This window comes from Succiniclasticum sp. (genome assembly GCF_056977735.1).
Genome location: NZ_DBMCWA010000025.1, coordinates 1 through 23347, shown reverse-complemented (window position 1 = coordinate 23347; position 23347 = coordinate 1). Strand labels below are relative to the sequence as shown.

Genomic DNA, 23347 nt, shown 5'->3' with positions numbered 1-23347 from the left:
TAAAGGGCCTGCAATAGCAGGTCTGGTTAAGGTCGCCTTTTTTTTAGCTTTCAAAAGTTCCGATTTTTCGAAAAAACTCTTGACAAACATTAGCAAGATTTGTCGAGATGTTTGGGGATCCATTAAATCCTAGTAAAGCAAATTGCTATTTCACGAACTGTGTTGAGTTTAATCCTAAAAAATCAGAAATAAATATTTTAAATAATTTAACAGTATCTTTTGTCCCGATGGAATGTGTAGGTGTTGATGGAAGTTTTTGTATAAAAGAAAACGGGGACATTAGTAATTATTACAAGGGATATACTTACTTTAGAAATGGGGATGTGCTTCTTGCTAAAATAACCCCTTGTTTTGAAAATGGTAAGGTTGCAATTGCTCAAGGGTGTACAAATGATATAGGTTTTGGCACAACAGAGTTCCATGTATCACGTCCTATTTCAGGATTAAGTAATTCTTGCTGGATAAAGTATTTACTAAAAAATGATAGAGTTCATGACTTGGCAACTGTTAATATGACAGGTTCTGCTGGTCAAAAACGTATTCAGAAAGCGTTTTTTGATAGGCTAAAGATTTATGTTCCGCCAATAGAGCGGCAAAATGAGTTTGCTTCTTTTGTTCAGCAAATCGACAAATCAAAATTGACAATTATAAATCCTAAAATGTTGTGTTAATTGTAAGGGGGGATACTGTTATGAGTGATGTTTCTGGTATTGAGATTTCAGATGTTTTAGGCTTATCGGAACCATTTCAAAAAGATATTGTAAAAGATAATATTGGGAAAGTTAACATCTCAATTCATCAGGTTAATGACATAAATAACAATAGCATTAATTATGAAGATACCCCTTTATTTGAAATTGATGACAAGAATTGTTAACAAGTTTTTTCAAAGGTGAAATATCATGGCAACCAATTTCGATTATTTACAAAAAGAACCGCAGTTTAAGACTTTTGTTGACGTAGCCATTTCAGCAGAACGCATTCTTTTATTGGATGCGGAAGCATGCATTATCAACTGCCGGCGAGCGATGGAGTTTGCTGTTAAATGGATGTATTCTGTAGATACGGAATTGGAGATGCCTTATCAGGATAACCTGCAGTCGTTAATGAATGCGGAAGATTACCGACAAATTGTTGGTAATGATTTGTGGAGACGCATGGATTATATCCGCCGGTGCGGAAATATTGTAGCTCATGGCGGAAAGAAACTGGGCAAGGACGAAGCAATGCTTTGTCTGGAAAATCTTTTTGTGTTTTTTGATTTTATCGGTTACTGTTATTCGGATCATTATGAAGAGCGCTCGTTTGATAAGCAGTTAATGCTTGACCGACAGGAAAAGACAAAGTACTTGCAAGGCGAATATGACAGGGCAAAAGAAGAACTGGAGCTTCATCAGCAGGAACTAATTCAGAAAGAGGTGGACTTAAAGAAGCTGATGGCAGAAAACGCTTCGCTGAAAGAAGCCCTGTCTGCTAAGAGGCTGGAGCAGCAGCAAACCTATGTTCCCAAACCGCTGGAGCTGTCGGAATATCAGACCCGCAAGCTATATATTGATACGATGCTGATGGATGCAGGCTGGACGAAAGGTAAGGACTGGCTGAATGAAGTGGAGCTTCCGGGCATGCCCAACAAATCAGAGGTGGGATTTGCGGATTATGTTTTGTATGATGATTCACACCGTCCGCTGGCTGTAATAGAAGCGAAACGGACTTGCGTGGATGTGGCTAAAGGGCGGCAACAGGCAAAATTATATGCTGATTTACTGGAACAGAAATATCATCGCAGGCCGGTAGTATTCTTAACGAACGGTTTTGAAACGCGGATTATTGACGGACAGTATCCGGAACGAAAGTGCGCGTTTATCTATTCCAAACGCGATTTGGAAAAATGGTTCAACCTGTTGACCATGCGCACGAGTTTGCGACATATTGCTGTGGATGAAAAGATTGCGGGCCGTTATTACCAGAGCGCGGCGATTCGCGCAACGTGTGACAGCTTTGATCAGAAAAACCGGCGTAAAGCATTGCTGGTTATGGCGACAGGCTCCGGAAAAACAAGAACGGTTATTGCGTTATGCGATGTTTTGTTAAAAGCCGGATGGGTAAAGAACATTTTATTCCTTGCGGACCGGAATTCCCTTGTGATCCAGGCAAAACGAAATTTTGTAAATTTGCTTCCCAATTTATCCTGTACAAATCTGGTTACTGACAAAGATAATTATTCTGCCCATTGCGTGTTTTCCACGTACCAGACCATGATCAACTGTATTGATACAGTGAATGATGAAAAGGGAAAACTGTTTACCTGTGGGCATTTCGATCTTGTGATCTGTGATGAAGCACACCGGTCGATTTATAATAAATATAAAGATATTTTTACGTATTTTGACGCGCCCCTTGTTGGTCTGACGGCGACGCCGAAAGATGAAATCGACAAGAATACCTATGAGATTTTTGAATTGGAAAACGGCGTGCCGACCTACGGTTACGATTTGGCGCAAGCAGTTAAGGATGGTTATCTTGTTGATTACGTTTCGGTAGAAACAAGGCTGAAGTTTATTGAGCAGGGAATCGTATATGATGAACTCTCCGAAGAGGATAAAGAAGCTTATGAAAAAACCTTTATAACAGAATCGGGAGAAATACCGGAGGCCATCAACGCATCCGCTCTGAATACATGGATTTTTAATGAAGACACCATTCGCCAGGTATTGGATACGGTGATGGCGAATGGCATTAAAATTGACTACGGGCAGAAACTTGGTAAGACGATTATTTTTGCGAAAAGTCACGAGCATGCGGAAAGAATATTAAAAATTTTTAACAAAGAATATCCGCATCTTCCGAACTTTGCGAAGGTAATTGACAATTACATGACCTATGCCCAAAGCGCGATCGATGAGTTTTCGGATCCGAAAAAGACGCCACAAATAGCCGTATCTGTGGATATGCTGGATACAGGAATTGATGTGCCGGAAATTTTGAATCTGGTATTTTTCAAAAAGGTGATGAGCAAGGCAAAGTTCTGGCAGATGATCGGCAGAGGGACGAGGCTTTGCCCGGGGCTTCTGGATGGCGCGGATAAAACGAAATTTTATATTTTCGATTTTTGCGGTAACTTTGAATTTTTCCGCCTGAACAAAGGCAAGGCAACTGCCAATATGATTGCGTTGCAGAGCGCTATCTTTAATTTAAAGTTTGAGATTGCTTATAAGCTGCAGGATATCCAGTATCAGACAGAGGAACTAATCGCGTTTAGAAAGACTCTTGTCCGGCAGATGCGGGATAAAGTGAAGGAGCTGCCCCGGGACAATTTTGCGGTGCGGCAGCATTTGAAGTATGTGGATCTGTATTCTGCGGAAGAAACATACCAGGCGTTGACGTATGAAGGTAACCTGATTGTACGGGAAGAGTTGTCCCCGTACATTTTGCCGGATGAAGACGAGGTCAACGCCCTGCGGTTTGACGCGCTTATGTATGGCATCGAACTTGCTTATCTGTTGGGCAAAAAATATGCAAAAGCCCGTAACGATTTGATAAAACGTGTTGCGAGCGTGGCCGGCGTAGCAAATATTCCGGAGATTCAGGCGCAAACGGATTTGATCAACCAAATTTTGCACACAGATTTTGTTGAGAATGCGGGAATCAATGAATTTGAAATGATTCGGAAGCGGTTGCGCAGCTTGATGAAATATATTCCGCCTCAGGAACGCCCGAAATATACAACCAATTTTGAAGATGATATCCTTTCCGTAGAGTGGAAAGATTCTGAACTGGAGAATGACGAACTAAAGAATTACAAAGCGAAGGCGGAGTATTATATCCGGCAGCATCAGGATCATCTGGTCATTGCAAAACTGAAACGGAATAAACCGTTAAATGGAAATGATGTGGCAGCGCTGGAAGAAATTCTCTGGAAAGAAGTCGGGACCAGGCAGGAATATGAAAACGAATATGGAAAAAAACCGTTAGGAGAATTTGTCCGGGAAATTGTGGGCCTGGATATGAACGCTGCGAAAGAAGCCTTTGCTGAATTCCTGACGAATAACCAGCTTGACAGCAGACAGATTTATTTTGTCAATCAGATTGTTGAATACATTGTCCACAACGGCATGATGAAAGATTTATCAGTTTTGCAGGAAACTCCTTTTACGGACAGGGGAAGTATTACAGAAGTCTTTACGGATTTAAATGTGTGGTTTGAAATAAAGAAGGTGATTGATACCATTAATGCGAATGCGGCGGCATGATTTTTATAGAAGTTGAGTTTAAAATGCCATTATGACACATTATTGTCGAAAGTTTGATATAGTATTTGAAAAGTAAGAATAAAACAGAGGTGCCGTTATTGCGCGAAAAGGAGGTTATCACATGAATAAGATGAAAACGGCAGCAACTGCACTTGCAGCAGTTTTTGCGTTTGCTGTCGCGCCGGTTTTTGAAACAGGCCTTGCAGATACAAGCGGCCTTGCGGGGACAAATGGGGTAACCGGTATAAGCTGGTCGCGTCCCGCTTTTGCCGAAGGTAACGGGGTGGATTTCCAGCTGGGTATGCACTACATTCCACTGGTTACCCGTACGGAACATGTTGTGGACAGCGATGAAAAGGGCGAACTGCTCCGGGCCCGCTGGACGGGGATCCGGGTAACCGGCCCTGTGCCCTTTGAACCGAACATCAATAAAGCCTTAGATGCTTACACGGCAAAGGAAGGCAAAAAATTTGCCGCATCGCGGAAGAAAATGCTGTCCGATGCCAAACTGGATCACAGCGAACGGGCGAAATACGGTGCGAACTTGTTCCCTGCCTTTGAGAATAATAGCGATGTATATGTGCGCAGGGCCGATTCCCTGGTGGTGAGTCTTCTGGAATTCGGCTCCAGTTATATGGGGGGCGCCCATGGCATGTACGGCGTAACCGGAAAGAACTTTGACACCTATACGGGTCAGGAGATGCAGCTGACGGATGTGTTCACCAGCCAGACTGCCATGACCTCTGCCATTAAACAGCAGCTTATGTTTGATTATCCCAATGCGTCATTCCAGGGAAACGACGGCGCCAGCATGCGGGAGATGGTGGACCAGCTGGCGAAAGAGGGAAACCTGTTCTGGACCATGGATCCACGGGGTGTAACGTTCTATTTTAATCCGTACATCCTCGGTTCCTATGCGGAAGGGATTTTTACGACTACGCTGCTGTATTCCGAACGGCCGGAGATTTTTAAACACGACCAGTACACCAACGCTATTACAAGGCGGGGGCCCCATTCCTATTGCATGGAAATTCCCTCATACCTGTCCGTACGTTTAAGCGACAGCCCTCGCGGTGACAGGCTGTCTGTGATGAACGACCCGGATGAATTGCTGATTGATTACTGCGGCGAACAGCTGAAAGATAAATTTAACGCCCGGAAGGTTCGCGCCACCTTTGTCAGCAACCAGTATGATGAAGGGGAACGGCGTTTCCTGTATGTAGATTATGAAAAAGAGAACGGCCAGCACGGCCTGCGGGTGTACGCCCTGGGCAACGAGCCGGTCTTTGTAGGCGAATATGCCATGACGCGTTTTATCTCGGATATGGTAGGAAACAATGGCGAGGATTGGTATGTGATGTCCAATCCCCAGGTCTTTTACATGACGGCCATGCCGGGCAGCGGGTACGCCCCTTGGACACGGCTGACCTGCCGGGTAGGGGAAAACGGCGCGCCCCAGGTGTATGAAGTGGAAGGCGGGAAAGGGTAAAAGGACAATGAATAGGGGATAACCCAAACAGATAATGCACCGAATGCAATCAAAACGGTTGCGTTCGGCGCTTACTTTTTTCAGTCTTACATATACAAAGCAGCGCTACTATGGTATGATAAATTTGTAAGAGACAGGCAGTATTTAAGCAGCGTTTTTTAATGAATTTCCAGAATTACAATTCACATATTTTTTTGTAAAACGCGGAAGCGTTTCGGGATTTTTGCGGAGGTGGCGCGGCGATGAAAGAGAACGGTCGCGAACAAAATTTTGCTAAGATTTTGTTGCAAAAATATATATCCGCTTTGCTTGCGGTGTTTGTATTTGTGATGGGGATGCTGGCGGAAAGCAGTAATACGTTTGCCGCGCCGGTTACCGATACTGTTCAGTTGGCAAGCCTGGCAGGGGAGTTATCAAAAGGGATTGCAACTTCTATAACTGCCAGAAAAATAGAATCATATAAACGTTTAATTACTTTCAACGATGGTATTACGATGGAAGGCTCTGCTCCGCTGAAGCCGGGAAAGTTAGTTAAAAATGAATATGGGTTGGTCACATCCCAAAGCATTTCCGGGGAAGTTGCCAAAGGCAAGACAATGAAGCTGCACTATTTGTTCAAACCGATTGATTTGGGCGAATTAAGTAAGCAAAGAAAGAAAATAGAAGAAGAATTGGGAGGAAAACCCGGCAAAGCAGTAAGCCCGGGAAGCGATCAGTTTACAAAACGTAACTCTGCCATTTCCATGCAGCTGAGCGCGAAGAACGGGGATAAAATCATTAAAGAAATCAAAAAGAGCTTTAAAAACCAGGAAGACTGTGTTCTTGAATATCAGGTACCGGAAAACGCAACGTCCGTTAACGTAAAAATCAATGTAACAGATGTTGTTCAGAAAGATAAAGTTTCACAGAATAAAAATGGCTGGCTGGGACTCAGCCAGAATAAAAAACAGATTTCCGTAGCCTTAAAACCTGTCAAAAAACTCGCTGCGCCGGTTGCGTCGACTGACAAATCAGGTTCCGACGGCGATTCCGGCGGCATCGGGATCGTTGAAATCGGCGGCGGCCTGGTACTTGTTGCAATTGGCGGCTATATCGGGATGCAGTTTATCGGCGGGGGAGCCGGCGGCGCAACTGCAGGAGAAGCAGGAACAGGAACGGCTTTGGGCTTACCCCCGGCTGAGCCGGATGTGCCAGCGGAACCTCCCGTTCCTCCGCAGCCGAAGGAGTATCTGTACACTGATCCCGCAGGATTCCAGACTTTGTATGTGCAGGATCCGGAGACGGGGCAGTGGACAAACTACGAGACCGGCAATCCCGTGGACATGGACAGCCTGCAGGAATACGACAAACAGCGCATGAAGGATATGGAGTGGAGCCATAACGAAACGCAGAACCTTGCGGACCGGAAGTCGGCTTTCGATAACGATTTGAAGCAGGATTACCGGAACATGCTGGAGGAAGAAGCCCGGATCCAGCAACAGACCAAAAAAGATATGGCAGCCATCAAGAGTGGAACCTACGGGATGACCGACGCGGAACGGCAGGCCTATCTGGAAGAGAGGCAGGCGAAACTGATAGCGGACAAGGAAGCGGCGGACCAAAAGGCCAAGGTGCTGGACGTTGCGACCAAAACATTCGAAGTGATAGAAAAAGGCGCGGATATGACAATCAGCGTCATGTCTGCAGTAACCCCGGGCGGAAAACTGATTGCCAATATATATACAGGTGTGAAGAACGTCACGGTTGGCGGGATGCAGGCGGCGGTAGATGGCAAGAGTATCGCAGCCGGTATTGCGAAAGGCGCGGTTAAGGGCACCACGGATATCCTGCAAAGCTTTACAGACAACATTCCGGCGGCACAATGGGGCGCAAAACTGGCAGCCTATGCGACTACGGAATCACTGAAAGAAGGAATCGTTGCCTACATTGACGGAGAGAATATGGTTAAGGCAACGTTTAAAGGTCTGGTTATGGGAGGTTCTAAGTTTGGCATCGACCAGCTGGGCGGTATAATCAGTGACAAGGTTGCCATGAAATACGATTTCCCTGCTAAAGACAAGATCATGAAAGAAAAGTATATTAAAATCAGAGATGATTGGAGTAAGACCCTGAGTCCGAAGAGCATCAAGGCGTTGCGGGAGTTGAATTTCCAGAGGCTTTTCGAAAAAGAACAAAAACGTGTGCTTCAGCAGGCTATCGGGCAGACCTTCGCCAACGAAGCGAATGCCCGGGCATATGAAATGGGTGTGGAAGGCAAGAGCTTTACGGAATCCGCATTTGGGGATAAGTGGTGAAGTGTCTTAAAGAAACGCAGAAGTAACGTCTTTGCGTGATTATTTTCAGGTAACGTTAAATGGATAACGCTTTGTTTTGTCAAACGGTTTTTGTCTGACGGGAAGGAGCTTTAAACATGATACTGGCAGAAAGCTTTGAAGGCGCGGTGGAAGTAGCGGAACAGCACTGCAGGGAATGGTTATTGGCAGGCAATGGCGAGGTGTTCCGCGAAGAGGACCTGCATGAGGTGGCGAAGGAGTTCGATACGAAGACGCCGTTGGCGGAGGATGAATTCCTGGTTGTAACGGATGACGGTTCCATCGGGATCCTGTTCCCCCAGATGAAGGAACCGGAGATGTTTTTTGTCTCGCCGGAATGGGCGGTGGTAAATATATTGAAGGAAGATCCGCGTAAATACATGATAGCGGGTGACGGTGGGGCAGCGGCAGCCGTCGGCGCCGGCGCAGAGACGGCAAATGCAGCGAAGGTTGGCAATGTAATTAATGGCGCAAGCTATAACGGAACGGAAGCTTCTGCCGCTTTCTGTAAAAACTGTGGCGCGCCGTTGGAACCGGGCAGCCTTTTCTGCGGAGAATGCGGGGCTAAAAACGCGCCGGAGTTTTGCAGTAACTGCGGCGCGAAGCTGAACCCCGGCAGTAAGTTCTGCGCTAATTGCGGGGCGAAGGTGTGAGGGAAAAGATCGAAGTTGACTGTGTGAAGGGGTAAATGGACGGAGTGATTATGAGAAAAATAAATGTCTGGACAGAGTGCGTTTTTATCCTGGCTTTAGTCCTGTTGTGCTTTTTAACTTCGTTTGTTCCGGCTGCGCAGGCCACGCCCCCGGCGCCGGTGGACATTGAGACGTTTTCTGTGGGCGACGCCGTCACTGCCCAGATCGTTGTGTATGATGCAAAGTCGCAACATATCACTTACGAGGAAGACCCCAAAGAGGCCCGTATTTTTTATAAACGGCAGGGCACGGCAGATCCGGGCAAGACGCTGCGGATGGTCCTGACGGCGAAGCAGTCGCTTCCCGGCACAGTACAGGAAGCGGAGATCACCATGCAGCCTTACGGGGAGATGAACCGGTACGCGGGGAAAAAGCTGGAGCGTTTCCACCGTAAGGTGAAAGGAACCGAGGGCAAAAAACTGGACGTGAGTATTAAGTACAACGTGCCGGATAAAACGCGCCTGCTGATCGCCACCTTGCAGCTGAAAGATTACTACAAAAAAGGAAATCAGGTGCTGCCGCGGTACACCACGGTAGAATATGAATTCCGGATGATTGGCTTCGCCGAAGCCAGCGCCAATCCGTTGCGTAATAAAAAGGTAACAACGGTGCGGGATAAAACGGGGAAGCGGATGATCATTGAGGACAAAGGAACCGATATCGCCTTTGCGGCGATCGGTATCGGTATCTCTGTTATAGCGGCGTTGGGCTATTGGTTCCTGCACAGGCGTAAGAATAAGTGAAATTGATGGCGCAAACCAACCAATGCGGCGGTGAACTAACAAAAAGTGAAGTTGACCGCCGTTTTGTCTTGCCCAACAGCCGTAAGTGAAGCGGCTGTTTTGAAAGCGCTGTTATAATTCTCACTGAAAAGGCAAAAAGTACCGTTCGCCGAAAAATATAACACATTTTGTATTGACTGGTTCTCAAAACGTTGTTATAATTTTCGTAGACGAGATAAAAAGTGCCGTTCGCCGAAAAATATAAAAGGAGACGCTTCGCAACATGCTTATTGGAAGAGAGAACGAAATCAAAAAACTGAATGAATTGTATAACAGCGATTCTGCCGAATTGATTGCTGTCTACGGAAGAAGGCGGGTAGGCAAAACCTTCCTGATTGATGAAGTGTTTGCAGGTAAGTTTGCGTTTCGTCACGCAGGGTTGTCGCCCATCGATGACAGATATGCCGGCGCCTCAAAAAGAAAGAGCCGGCAGAAAGACCAGCTTACGCATTTTCATAGATCGTTAGTCCTCAGCGGAATGGCTGGCGCCAAAGTACCTGCAACGTGGCTGGAAGCATTCTATATGCTGGAAGATTTTCTTTCCAAAAGAGACGATGGCCAAAGCCCGCTTCTGATTTTCTTTGACGAGATACAGTGGCTCGACACGCCCCGGTCCGGATTTATGACGGGCTTTGAAGCGCTCTGGAACGGCTGGGCCTGCCACAGGCACAATGTAAAGGTCATCGTTTGCGGCAGTTCCACTTCATGGATCCTTGACAAACTTGTAAATAATCATGGCGGGTTGTACGGAAGAGTAACGTACCAGATACAGCTCAAGCCGTTTACATTGTATGAATGCGAACAGTTCTTCCGCGCGAAAGGCGCGGTTATGTCCCGGTACGATATCGTCCAGTCCTATATGATGGTTGGGGGAATTCCGTACTATCTGAAATTTTTCAGTAAGGAATACAGTCTTGCGCAAAATATCGACGCCATGTTCTTTGCGGAAAACGCGCCGCTTAAAGACGAGTTTGACCGGATGTTCGCTTCGCTGTTTGTGAATCCGGAAGTTATGAAATCTATTATCGCGGCGTTAAGCTCAAAGAGCATGGGGCTTACCCGGAAGGAACTCGTTCAGAAGACCGGCATTGCGGAAAGCGGTGAATTGTCGAAATTTCTGCAGGCGCTCGTTTCCGGCGCTTTTATTATGAAATACTGTTCATTCGGAAGCAGTAAAAGGGAAGAACTTTATAAACTTTCCGACCCGTTTTGTATTTTCTATTTGCGGTTTGTTAAAGACAATGCAGGAAAACGCAATGTCAACTGGGTGAATATTGCAGACAGCCAGCCTGTCATAACCTGGAGCGGATATGCTTTTGAAAATGTGTGTTTCCATCATATCAGCCAGATCAAATCAGCGTTGGGGATCAGCGGGGTTTCTACCAGCGAATCGTTATGGTCAAAGCGGGGCGGGGCGGATACCGCCGGTACGCAGATCGACCTTATCATTGACAGGAAAGACCGCGTGGTCAATATGTGCGAGATCAAGTTCTATAATGATGAGTTTGCAGTAAGCAAGGAGTATCACCTTACGCTGACGCGAAGGCGGAACCTGCTGCTTGAGATAATCCCAAAAAGATCGACCGTGCACAATACCCTGATTACAACATACGGACTGAAGCACAATGAGTACTACGGCGATTTCATCCGGACGGTTACGATGGAGGATTTGTTTGGCCGGTGAATTGAAAAGCTAAAACAAAACGGCGGTGAATAGCAAAAAGGTATTTCCTTTGCAATTTTATAGCACACTAGGGCAGCTTGTCAGATTTGGCAGGCTGCTTTTTTTGTTTGAAAAAAACACATATTCCAATTATAATATAGTTATAAAGCAGATATTTGGAACTCAAAAAGTAATTAAAGATGTAACATCACATGTATGAATACGGAGGAAATAACAATGCAGTATTTGGAAACGGTTTTGACAGAACACCCCCGGATCGACGAGCTGCAGCATGTGGAACGCTGCGCTTTTGTGCAGGTGTGCGGCGCAAACCGGCTCGTGCCCCAGTACACGTATGTATCCGGCGGCAAACTGTATATTGCGGAAAAGATGAAAGGCCAGTGGCAGCTGCGGGAGGAAACGGACGTGGCGGCTACGGCGGAAGAATTGCAGCTGCTGGTTGGCAATTCGCCCTTCAGCAACGCAAGCTTCAACCTGTTGCTGACGAAGCCGGAGGCCCTGGCGCTGTTTGCGTTGATGGATCAATGCCGCTGTCAGTGCCTTGGCGAGCTTCTGGGCGCAACGCAGTTCAACGTTGCGGCAACGCCGGAAGAGGTCGCGGCTAAAGCGGCGCAGCCCTTGCCCGGGAGCTTGTGTAATCTTTTTGTCATGTATGCAGAAATCACCAACGCGGATGTTGCGGCGGAAGGCCTGGCGGGTCTGACGGAGAAATCGCTCTGCGAAATGGAAAACGGCCGGTATGTCCTGCGCGGTGATTTTGTCGCGCTGGCCCGGGGTCTTGTGGCGGTCCACAATTCCGCGTTGCTGCAGTTGTGGGACGGTTCCGGCAGCAGCGTAAGGAGCATGGCGGGCTATGTTCTGCAGGGCGGCTTGCACGATATTCTTATGATTACGCTGTACGGCGGCGATATGGTCAGGGTGGAAGCCATGAGCCCGCAGGAATTGCTGGGCGTGTTCTATGGCGCCATGGAATGTCCGGAGCTGCCGGAGGCGAAAGCAGAACAGCCGGAAGTGAAAACAGAACAGTCAGGCGCTGCGCCCAAATTCTGCAGGAACTGCGGGGCGAAGCTGAACCCCGATAGCAAGTTCTGTACGAACTGCGGGGCAAAGGTGTGAGCTATACGGTACAGATAATAGTAACGAACCTATGATAATGTTTTAAGAATAAGGTTCTGCGATTTGTTTCTTGCAAAGAAATGGAGGTTTGGCTATGAATATAAGAAAATTGGTATTTGCTGTTGTGCTAAGTCTTTTGATGGTTACTAACGAAGTATGCTTTGCACAGATAATGAAATCAGATCTGTCCATTGGCGGTGTGTATCTGAATCAAAACTTCTCAGACGTAAAAGCTATGTATGGAAATCCGGTGAGTGAAAGAAAGCCGGCCGGTTATGGAACAACCTATTCATTTGCAAAAAACGGTACGGTATTTGATGTCCATGTTAACAGAAGCAACATTGTCAAGGGTGTAAGGATTGCCGGTAACAATGGGTTGGCGCTTGATTCGTCGGGCATAAAGTTCGGGTCATCGCTTAGTACTGTGCTGGAATACTATGGTAATCCAGACCGCATCGAATCCCGTAAAGAAAATAGCGGACAAATACTTCGCGTCGTCACATACCGGATTACTGATAAAGGCATCACACAGGAATTGTCATTTTACATAGACGATGCTTCCGGACAGGTTGAGATGATATATTTTGATGAGTTTTACGGTTAATCAGTGATTCCTTAATTGATTACACTGTAAAAAGCGGATACAGCCTGATTTACATATTTTTTATAAAACGCGTCAGCGTTTCAGGATTTTGCGGAGGTAGCGCAGGTGATGAAGAAGAACGGTTGCGGACAAAATTTTATAAAGACTTTGTTCCGAAAATATATTTCCGTTTTGCTGGCGGCGTTTGTGTTTGTAATGGGGATGATGACACCCGTAAATGCGGAAGCAAAAACAATGAACCAGTTAACTAAAGAATTGGTAGATACGACTTCAAAAAGGTTGTTTGAAAGTTTAATTTATGACGTTTGGGTGCCACCTAACAGTACTTGGGACTGTTTCAAAGTTGATGGAGCGAAGAATTTAAAAGAGGTTTCAGTAAAAAATGAAGAAGGTGAAGATGATTTAGACAAAATAGTCGGAGAGGTTGCGCCAGGCCAAAGAATCAGAGCACATTTAATAGATAAAGTATATCCATTGTCAACGGTAAATGAAAAAAGAAGAGCAAAAGGTTATAATATTATAGAATATTTTAATCGCACTTGCATTGTTAATCTGACTGCAAAGAATGGGGATAAAATTGTGCAATCATTTCAGAAGACGTATAAGAATAAAGAAGATTGTTTTATTGATTATCAAGTATCAAATAATGTAACGCAAATTGTTATTAATTTTAGCTTGAATGGTGTAGGGCAAGTTGCAACTCACAAGGATATAAGCCGTGAAAATAACGATTACATTATCATTTTAACTGTCAACGATAAGCTCAAACCTGTTCCAATTGGTAAAACACAGAAGGCTGTATTAGAGAATAAAGCTTCAGATAAAAGTGCCGCAGACAAAAATGCAGATGACAATCAACCATCGGACGATCTGGACGAACTTCCGGATTCGGACGCCGCGAAGGCGGCCGCGGCAGTGGGAACCGCTTTGGCTGGCGGACTGTTGGGGGCTGCCGGTGCAGTCGCTGGCACGATAGGCGGCGCCGGCGGCGCTGCAGCGGGTGGCGCAGCGGGCGGTGACGGCGATTATGGCGGCTATGATTCATATGACGACGACAGGCCGGCGGTTCCGGATAATATTTCCGTCGCGGAGGACGGCAGTATCCGTATCACAACACCCACGGGCGAAACACTGGTCTACACCCCCAATGCGGACGGCAGTTACAATGTCCCGACCCATACGGAAACCGGGGAAGCCCTGACCTGGCAGGACGAGGAAGGGAACTGGCATGATGCGGAGCCGGGGACTCTTTCGCAAAAGGAGATTCTGGAAGGGGCCCAATGGTATAAGGATAACGAGCAGGCGATCATTGCGGACCGTGCGGAGGAAGACGCGCGTCAGCAGGCCGAACGGGAGCGCCTTGCGGCGGAGAACGCCGCCTGGCTGGAAGAGCAGCGTGCGATCAACGATCAAAAGTCCTGGCTCAGCAAGGAGCTGGAGAAAGAATTGAGCCAGATGGGTTTGTCGGAGGACAACAGGGAATATATTGAAAAGATGCGCGAGAAGTACGCCCATGGCGACAAGTCCCTGAGCAAAGATGATATCAAAAAGCTCATTAAGAAAGACATCCTGAAACGGAACCAGATCGATCTCATGATGGCAGGCGCGTACTATGAACAGGAGGCGGCGGAGTGGGACGATAAGCTGGTGACCGTCCAGGAGATAAAATTTGTGGCGGACCAGTCGGTCAACGCGTACGGCATGCTGACGGGAAACCAGGCCTTTGCCAACGGGTATTCGGCCCTCACCAACTATACCGAGACGATGACGGACGCGGTGGTGTTTGATAAAGACAAGGGGAAAGCGTTCCTGAAAGCGACGATAGACACCGCCCTGGATATGACAGCGAATAAATTTGAGAGTCTCGGCTGGGGCGTTACCGGCAACGCCTTTGCCGGCGCATATAAACAGGTTAATGATAATGTTTATAATGGCCGCGACGCGTGGGAAGGTACCGATGAGGCGGCGGTTAAAGGCGCAGTCATGGGCGCGGTCAGCAAAGGCATGGGCAAACTGAAAGAGAAGAGTCAGGGAACGGTTTTTAGTCAGGAGATAGGCGGCAGCGGAACGCAACCGAAAGCGAAGATGGACGTAGAGATTGGCGGCAGCAAACCGAAAGCGAAGATGGACGTAGAGATTGGCGGCAGCAAACCGAAAGCGAAGGTGGATGTAGAAATGGGCGGCGCCGGAACGAAAGCGAAAGCGAAAGTGGACGCAGAGACGGGCGTTTCCAAACCGAAAGCGGGTTCAGGCGCGGGACCCCGGAAAACGACCATCGCCGAACGGCGGTCCGGCCAGGGGCAGTACAAGACGAATATGTCTGAGGCCGACACTAAGATGCAAATCAGTGAAGACGTGCAGGGAACCCGGGCCATGAACGAGGTGCGCAAGCTGAATAACATCAGCCAGAAGATGAAATCGATAGAGCAGAGCAACCCGAAGAATTACCAGAACGATGCCGATTACCAAAAGCTGTCGCAGGAGTTTAATAGCCAGGCCCGGACGGTACGCGAGAATAAGATTGCCCAGGATCGCATGAACGCGCTTCAGGGCAAGACAGGGACCGAATTGCGGCAACGCTACAACCAGTCGGATATGGCGTATGAGAACAAGGTGCTCCAATACCGTAATGAATCCCTCGCGGCAGAAAAGGGGCTGAAACCCGAGCAGATCGGCGACTTCCATGCGACCTCCAACAAGGTTGAGCAAAAACTGGCGGGCGGCGCCGCCTCCCACGACCTGGATACCTCGCCGAATGTGAAGGTCAATACCGGGACGGGCAAGAACCAGTCGGTGGATTTCACGCAGGTTGACGGCGACCATCATCTGGCCAGGGCCATCTATAAGGCGGAACACGGCCGGTATCCGCAGACAGCGGCGGAATATGACGAGGCGTTGAAGCTGAAAGAACTCCGGGACTTTACGAATGTGAGCACGCGGCCCAGCGATACCCACGAAATCAGCCATAATCCGGACGCCTATGTAGGGAGCGGCAAGGGCGATGTGGAGAGAGTATTGAATCCGCAAAAATACGGGACGCCGGAGAAAGGCACGGGTGTACTCAACGAGCAGACCGCGATCCATAAGCAGGGAACGCCGCTTAAACGGCATCAAGAGCAATGGAACGAGGCCCAGAAACTGCGGGAGCAATTAAATACGGATAAAACCCTGAGCGCAGCCGAAAAGACAGGGATGGGGAAGAAGATCGCTGATCTGGAGAGGCAGTCGGCCAGCAACCATTACGAAAGCGTTCGGACGACGGCCAAGGAAGTAAAAGTAATCAAGGGTATAAACGATGTGAACATAAAGAACGGGCTGGGTGACGGGATGAGCGACGACGCCAAACAAATCGGCAACTGGGCCAACCAGGTGAAAGAAGGTAAAATGACGAATGCGGAATACAAGCAGCTCGTAACGGAAAAGTTCGGTTCGGAGGAAGCTGCGCAGAAGATCGTAGCGGAAGGTTTCCGGACCACCAACAAGTAACAGGAAGGGTCTGTTTGTTGTACGAAAGCAAAGAGTGAAAAGAAACGTCGAGACGTTAAGTTTGACGGAACGAGGTATGAGCTATGCACTGTAAACATTGTTTCCGGCAGTTGCCGGAAGGAGCGCGCTTTTGTAAGTATTGCGGGCAACCGGCAGAAGGACCGGCACAACCGGCACAAACACAACAGAGGCATGCGCAGCCGCATCAGCCCTATCCACAAGAACAAGGCCATCCGCAACAGGGCGGAGAGCAGCAGCCCTATCCACAACAGCAGGGTTATCCGCAGCAAGGCTATCCGCAACCGCAGCAGGCGGATCCGCCCCGTGAAAACGTGCCGCCCAGGAAACTGTCCCTGATGGAGCAGATAAAAGCGGGCGTGATGGACCTTATCCATCATCCGGCCAAATTACTGCCGACCATTATTTTGTCGGTGGTGTGGATGGTGATATCCCTTCTGATGGCGATGGGCAAAGACCTGGCCGTGGTCAGGTGGCTGAACACGCTGACGTATGCCAGCGGCGGTATGTACGGGGGGTCTTTGGGCGCAGCGGGCGGCATTTTCGGCAAGGCGGTGTTCGCGGCTGTTGTCAATACGATCGTACTGGCCTTGTGGTCGGGCAAGAACCCGTTTGCCAGGGACGAGAAGGGTCAGAGCCTGATGAATAAGGCCACGACCAGCGGGATGGCGAAGGTAGCTCCGTTCCTCATTGGTCTGGGGGCCAGCCTGATTTTGTATTACTTCTTTAACGTGACAGGCAGCACCAAGAACGTGATGGTAGGCGTGGTGGCGGCCATCGGCGCCGTCCAGGCGGCCCAGAGCAGCCACGGCATCATTTTTTCCATAGTATTGTTAATTGCCGGGAAGGTTTCCGGTGGTCGGGCGCCGTCCAGCAGTACGGTGCGCAACAGCCTGATGGGGGCTACCGCCGGTTTTGCGCTGGGTGTGCCGCTGACCTTTTTGCGTCAGCCGTTGCTGATTGTATCGGCGGGTTTCGCGGTATTGCTGCTGGGCATTTTACTGGCGGTACTGGGACAGCAGAAAAAGCCGGCGCAGGCATAAAAGAAACGTGGACGTATCTTATGTTTTTGGATTTAAAAATGGGAAAGCCGGTTAGGTACGCGGTGGCGCCGAACTGAAAAATAGTAACTGTTTTGCGATGCTGACAGAATTAAGGCGAGTAATATGTTGGCTGAAGACATACGTTGTGAAGCAAGACATAATGTATAAATTGCGAGGGAATAACGATGCAGTATTTGGAAACGGTTTTGACAGAACATCCTCGGATCAACGAGTTGCAGAATGTGGAACGCTGCGCGTTCGTGCAGGTATGCGGCGCAAACCGGCTCGTACCCCAGTACACGTATGTATCTGGCGGCAAACTGTATATTGCGGAAAAGCTTAAAGGCCAGTGGCAGTTGCGGGAGGAAACGGACGTAGCGGCGACGGCCGAAGAATTGCAGGTGCTGGTTGGCAATTCACCGTTCAGCAACGCAAACTTTAACCTGTTGCTGACGAAGCCGGAGGCCATGGCGCTGTTCGCATTCATGGATCATTGCCGCTGCCAGTTCCTTGCCGAGTTTTTGGGCGCGACGCAGCCTGACGTTGCGGCAACGCTGGAAGATGTCATGAGTAAAGCGGCGCAACCCTTGCCCGGAAGTCTGTGCAATCTTTTTGCCATGTATGGATCGATCACAAACGCGGATGATGTGCCAGAGGGTCTGGCGGGGCTGACGGAGAAATCGCTTTGCGAAATGAAAAACGGGCAGTATGCCCTCCGTAATGATTTAGTTGCGCTGGCGCGGGGACTGGTAGCGGTTCACAATTCCGCATTGATACAGTTGTGGGACGGTTCCGGCAACAGCGTAAGGAGCATGGCAGGATATGTCCTGCAGGGCGGCTTGCACGATATCCTAATGACTACGCTGTACGGCGGCGATACGGTCAGGGTGCAAGCCATGAGTCCGCAGGAATTGCTGGCCGTGTTCGAAGGCGCCATGGCATGCCCGGAGCTGCCGGAGGCGAAAGCGGAACCGGAACCGGCAAGCGCTGCGCCGGCCTTTTGCAGGCACTGCGGTGCGAAGCTGAACCCCGATAGCAAGTTCTGTGCGAACTGCGGGACGAAGGTGTGAGTGAAGTTTGCGGAAACAAAACAAAAATAGTGATTCATAACAGTTTGCATATTTTTGTGCAAAATTTGGGAGCGTTTCGGGATTGTTGCGGAGGTAGCGCAGGTGAGGAAGAAGAACGGTTGCGAACACAATTTTATAAAGATTTTGTTGTCAAAATATACTTCCGTTTTGCTGGCGGTTTTTGTGTTTGTGCTGGGGATGATGGGGACATTTACAGCGAAAGCTGAATCTGTAACAGAATCAATATCTGGAAGCAATAAAGGGATCACATGCTCAATGAGTGTCTTTTTAGAAAATATTGATTTAAAAAAATATTCAAAATACAATCATGCTTTTAAAAAGAAAAAGGATATAGCTGATTCTTATGTTTTTGCAAAAGCGCTTCCGGGAAAAGAAATTAAAATATTAATTAAACCAACAACAAATGAACCTATCGATGGTTCTGATATAGAGTTTGTTGCATACCAGGTTTCATCTGATTTATCTTATAAAAAAATAGATCAAAAGCATTTTTACTTAAAAAAGGGCGTAGTAAATGGTTTCTTCGTTATTCCTAAAAATGCTGACGTGGTAGACATAAGTGTGTTATTGCATTATGGACTGTTCGATTTTAAAGACGGTAGTTTAGGACAGGTTAGTGTTTCCCGGCATTATTCAGTTTGTACATCAGATGATGCTTTTAAAAAAATGTATAAAGATTTAACAGGTGAAACATTAGCCGGCCCAATTAGTTCTTCTACGACTAAACCGGCGGATAATCCGGACAATGGAAGATATTCTGACTCCGGCGAAGACAATCATGACGACCTGCCGGACTCGGACGCCGCGAAAGCGGCCGCGGCAGTGGGAACTGCTTTGGCTGGAGGGCTGCTGGGTGCTGCCGGGGCAGTCGCCGGTACGATAGGCGGCGCCAGCGGAGGTGCCGCAGGTGGCGCAGCGGGCGGTGACGGCGATTATGGCGGCTATGATTCATATGACGACGACAGGCCGGCGGTCCCGGACAATATTTCCGTCGCGGAGGACGGCAGTATCCGCATCACAACGCCCACGGGCGAAACACTGGTCTACACCCCCAATGCGGACGGCAGTTACAATGTCCCGACCCATACGGAAACCGGGGAAGCCCTGACCTGGCAGGACGAGGAAGGGAACTGGCATGATGCGGAGCCGGGGACTCTTTCGCAAAAGGAGATTCTGGAAGGGGCCCAATGGTATAAGGATAACGAGCAGGCGATCATTGCGGACCGTGCGGAGGAAGACGCGCGTCAGCAGGCCGAACGGGAGCGCCTTGCGGCGGAGAACGCCGCCTGGCTGGAAGAGCAGCGTGCGATCAACGATCAAAAGTCCTGGCTCAGCAAGGAGCTGGAGAAAGAATTGAGCCAGATGGGTTTGTCGGAGGACAACAGGGAATATATTGAAAAGATGCGCGAGAAGTACGCCCATGGCGACAAGTCCCTGAGCAAAGATGATATCAAAAAGCTCATTAAGAAAGACATCCTGAAACGGAACCAGATCGATCTCATGATGGCAGGCGCGTACTATGAACAGGAGGCGGCGGAGTGGGACGATAAGCTGGTGACCGTCCAGGAGATAAAATTTGTGGCGGACCAGTCGGTCAACGCGTACGGCATGCTGACGGGAAACCAGGCCTTTGCCAACGGGTATTCGGCCCTCACCAACTATACCGAGACGATGACGGACGCGGTGGTGTTTGATAAAGACAAGGGGAAAGCGTTCCTGAAAGCGACGATAGACACCGCCCTGGATATGACAGCGAATAAATTTGAGAGTCTCGGCTGGGGCGTTACCGGCAACGCCTTTGCCGGCGCATATAAACAGGTTAATGATAATGTTTATAATGGCCGCGACGCGTGGGAAGGTACCGATGAGGCGGCGGTTAAAGGCGCAGTCATGGGCGCGGTCAGCAAAGGCATGGGCAAACTGAAAGAGAAGAGTCAGGGAACGGTTTTTAGTCAGGAGATAGGCGGCAGCGGAACGCAACCGAAAGCGAAGATGGACGTAGAGATTGGCGGCAGCAAACCGAAAGCGAAGATGGACGTAGAGATTGGCGGCAGCAAACCGAAAGCGAAGGTGGATGTAGAAATGGGCGGCGCCGGAACGAAAGCGAAAGCGAAAGTGGACGCAGAGACGGGCGTTTCCAAACCGAAAGCGGGTTCAGGCGCGGGACCCCGGAAAACGACCATCGCCGAACGGCGGTCCGGCCAGGGGCAGTACAAGACGAATATGTCTGAGGCCGACACTAAGATGCAAATCAGTGAAGACGTGCAGGGAACCCGGGCCATGAACGAGGTGCGCAAGCTGAATAACATCAGCCAGAAGATGAAATCGATAGAGCAGAGCAACCCGAAGAATTACCAGAACGATGCCGATTACCAAAAGCTGTCGCAGGAGTTTAATAGCCAGGCCCGGACGGTACGCGAGAATAAGATTGCCCAGGATCGCATGAACGCGCTTCAGGGCAAGACAGGGACCGAATTGCGGCAACGCTACAACCAGTCGGATATGGCGTATGAGAACAAGGTGCTCCAATACCGTAATGAATCCCTCGCGGCAGAAAAGGGGCTGAAACCCGAGCAGATCGGCGACTTCCATGCGACCTCCAACAAGGTTGAGCAAAAACTGGCGGGCGGCGCCGCCTCCCACGACCTGGATACCTCGCCGAATGTGAAGGTCAATACCGGGACGGGCAAGAACCAGTCGGTGGATTTCACGCAGGTTGACGGCGACCATCATCTGGCCAGGGCCATCTATAAGGCGGAACACGGCCGGTATCCGCAGACAGCGGCGGAATATGACGAGGCGTTGAAGCTGAAAGAACTCCGGGACTTTACGAATGTGAGCACGCGGCCCAGCGATACCCACGAAATCAGCCATAATCCGGACGCCTATGTAGGGAGCGGCAAGGGCGATGTGGAGAGAGTATTGAATCCGCAAAAATACGGGACGCCGGAGAAAGGCACGGGTGTACTCAACGAGCAGACCGCGATCCATAAGCAGGGAACGCCGCTTAAACGGCATCAAGAGCAATGGAACGAGGCCCAGAAACTGCGGGAGCAATTAAATACGGATAAAACCCTGAGCGCAGCCGAAAAGACAGGGATGGGGAAGAAGATCGCTGATCTGGAGAGGCAGTCGGCCAGCAACCATTACGAAAGCGTTCGGACGACGGCCAAGGAAGTAAAAGTAATCAAGGGTATAAACGATGTGAACATAAAGAACGGGCTGGGTGACGGGATGAGCGACGACGCCAAACAAATCGGCAACTGGGCCAACCAGGTGAAAGAAGGTAAAATGACGAATGCGGAATACAAGCAGCTCGTAACGGAAAAGTTCGGTTCGGAGGAAGCTGCGCAGAAGATCGTAGCGGAAGGTTTCCGGACCACCAACAAGTAACAGGAAGGGTCTGTTTGTTGTACGAAAGCAAAGAGTGAAAAGAAACGTCGAGACGTTAAGTTTGACGGAACGAGGTATGAGCTATGCACTGTAAACATTGTTTCCGGCAGTTGCCGGAAGGAGCGCGCTTTTGCAAGTATTGCGGGCAACCGACAGAAGGACCGGCACAACCGGCACAAACACAACAGAGGTATCCGCAACCGCAGCAAGGATATGTGCAGCCGACGCAGCCGCAACAAGTGCAACCGCAACGGGAAAGTGAGCCGCCAAAGCCGCCAACCATGATGGAGCAGATAAAAGCGGGCGTGATGGATATCATCCGCCACCCGGCCAAATTGCTGCCGACCATTATTTTGTCGGTGGTGTGGATAGTGATATCCCTTTTGATGGCCATGGGCAAAGACACAGCCGTGGTAAAGTGGATTAATACCCTCACGTATGCCAGCGGCGGCATGTACGGCGGAGCCGTGGGGGCCGCGGGCGGTATTTTCGGCAAGGCCGTGTTCGCGGCGGTTGTCAACACGGTCGTGCTGGCATTATGGAAAGGCAAGAGTCCCTTTGCCAGGGATGAGAAGGGGCAGAGCCTGATGCGGAAGGCAACGAGCAGCGGGATGACAACGGTAGCTCCGTTCCTCATCGGTCTGGGCGCCAGCCTTGTGCTGTATTACTTCTTTAATGTGACAAGCAGCACCAAGAACGTGATGGTGGGCGTGGTGGCGGCTATCGGCGCGGTGCAGGCGGCCCAAAGCAGCCACGGCATCATCTTTTCCATTGTGCTCTTTATTGCCGGCAAAGCCTCCGGCGGACGGGCGCCGTCCAGCACTGCGGTGCGCAACAGCCTGATGGGTGCCACCGCCGGTTTTGCGCTGGGCGTGCCGCTGACCTTTTTGCATCAGCCGCTGCTGATTGTATCGGCAGGTTTCGCTGTATTGCTGCTGGGTATTTTGCTGGCGGTACTGGGGAGGCAAAAGAAGCCGGCGCAAGCATAACAGATAATAAACGCGACGTTGAATTTTTAAACGGCGGTGAATCAATAAATAGTTGAGTTCGCCGCCGCTTTGTTTTGCCCAACAGCCGTGGAAATGACGCGGATGCTTTTTTTGCAGAGAATAAAGCTAAAAGAAATTGCAGCGTACTGAACAAAGATAAATTAAATAATTAGAAAAAAGGGTGATAAGGTACAATAAGTTGCGCAAAATTAAATAGACATGGTGTAAATCCTTTTGTAGAATTAAGTTACCACACCAAATCAACAAGGAGGATTTACCCATGTCCAACAATATTATACGTAAGCGCAAAATAAAATACCGGATTTCATCATCGGCTGAATTGTGCCATACTTAATGGTATAAAGCAGCCGATATTTTTGTGTGGTACGAGATGTCGG

16 protein-coding genes are annotated in these 23347 nt (G+C 49.0%); all 16 read left to right on the top strand.

The genetic code is table 11. The features are described 5' to 3' along the window. The first annotated feature begins 107 nt into the window (after positions 1-107). On the top strand, positions 108-671 hold the full coding sequence (locus ACZOWY_RS11205; RefSeq protein ID WP_484397924.1) for a restriction endonuclease subunit S: 564 nt from the start codon (positions 108-110) through the stop codon (positions 669-671). Positions 672-691: 20 nt separating this feature from the next. Then, positions 692-877, top strand: a complete 186-nt coding sequence (locus ACZOWY_RS11200; protein WP_484397919.1) for a hypothetical protein — start codon at positions 692-694, stop codon at positions 875-877. A gap of 25 nt (positions 878-902) precedes the next feature. Then, on the top strand, positions 903-4250 hold the full coding sequence (locus ACZOWY_RS11195) for a DEAD/DEAH box helicase family protein (protein WP_484397913.1): 3348 nt from the start codon (positions 903-905) through the stop codon (positions 4248-4250). Positions 4251-4371: 121 nt separating this feature from the next. After that, positions 4372-5739 (top strand): DUF3298 and DUF4163 domain-containing protein, encoded by a 1368-nt coding sequence (locus tag ACZOWY_RS11190; RefSeq protein WP_484397908.1) that lies wholly within the window; start codon positions 4372-4374, stop codon positions 5737-5739. A 242-nt stretch (positions 5740-5981) separates the two neighbouring features. Beyond that, positions 5982-8033, top strand: coding sequence for a hypothetical protein (locus tag ACZOWY_RS11185; RefSeq protein WP_484397903.1), 2052 nt, complete (start codon positions 5982-5984; stop codon positions 8031-8033). A 116-nt stretch (positions 8034-8149) separates the two neighbouring features. Continuing rightward, positions 8150-8704 (top strand): zinc ribbon domain-containing protein, encoded by a 555-nt coding sequence (locus ACZOWY_RS11180; protein ID WP_484397899.1) that lies wholly within the window; start codon positions 8150-8152, stop codon positions 8702-8704. A 50-nt stretch (positions 8705-8754) separates the two neighbouring features. Next, positions 8755-9486, top strand: a complete 732-nt coding sequence (locus ACZOWY_RS11175) for a hypothetical protein (protein WP_484397894.1) — start codon at positions 8755-8757, stop codon at positions 9484-9486. A gap of 262 nt (positions 9487-9748) precedes the next feature. Next, positions 9749-11209 (top strand): AAA family ATPase, encoded by a 1461-nt coding sequence (locus tag ACZOWY_RS11170; protein WP_484397889.1) that lies wholly within the window; start codon positions 9749-9751, stop codon positions 11207-11209. A gap of 216 nt (positions 11210-11425) precedes the next feature. Then, positions 11426-12325, top strand: coding sequence for a zinc ribbon domain-containing protein (locus tag ACZOWY_RS11165; RefSeq protein WP_484397885.1), 900 nt, complete (start codon positions 11426-11428; stop codon positions 12323-12325). A 94-nt stretch (positions 12326-12419) separates the two neighbouring features. After that, positions 12420-12929: a hypothetical protein gene (locus ACZOWY_RS11160; RefSeq protein WP_484397881.1), complete on the top strand. Its 510-nt coding sequence runs from the start codon at positions 12420-12422 to the stop codon at positions 12927-12929. 675 nt (positions 12930-13604) lie between these two features. Next, the gene (locus ACZOWY_RS11155; protein ID WP_484397877.1) at positions 13605-16415 is read left to right on the top strand and encodes a hypothetical protein; all 2811 of its coding nucleotides are present in this window, start codon (positions 13605-13607) and stop codon (positions 16413-16415) included. 83 nt (positions 16416-16498) lie between these two features. Then, entirely contained in the window at positions 16499-17476 is a 978-nt protein-coding gene (locus tag ACZOWY_RS11150) for a zinc ribbon domain-containing protein (protein WP_484397870.1), read from the top strand. Positions 17477-17661: 185 nt separating this feature from the next. Next, on the top strand, positions 17662-18546 hold the full coding sequence (locus tag ACZOWY_RS11145; RefSeq protein ID WP_484397865.1) for a zinc ribbon domain-containing protein: 885 nt from the start codon (positions 17662-17664) through the stop codon (positions 18544-18546). Then, a complete protein-coding gene (locus ACZOWY_RS11140; protein WP_484397860.1) occupies positions 18543-18773 on the top strand; it encodes a hypothetical protein in 231 nt (76 codons plus the stop codon). Before ACZOWY_RS11145 ends, ACZOWY_RS11140 begins: the two co-directional genes overlap by 4 nt. 460 nt (positions 18774-19233) lie before the next feature. Next, entirely contained in the window at positions 19234-21960 is a 2727-nt protein-coding gene (locus tag ACZOWY_RS11135; protein ID WP_484397855.1) for a hypothetical protein, read from the top strand. Between the two features lie 281 nt (positions 21961-22241). Continuing rightward, the gene (locus ACZOWY_RS11130; RefSeq protein WP_484397850.1) at positions 22242-22949 is read left to right on the top strand and encodes a hypothetical protein; all 708 of its coding nucleotides are present in this window, start codon (positions 22242-22244) and stop codon (positions 22947-22949) included. Positions 22950-23347 lie beyond the last annotated feature (398 nt).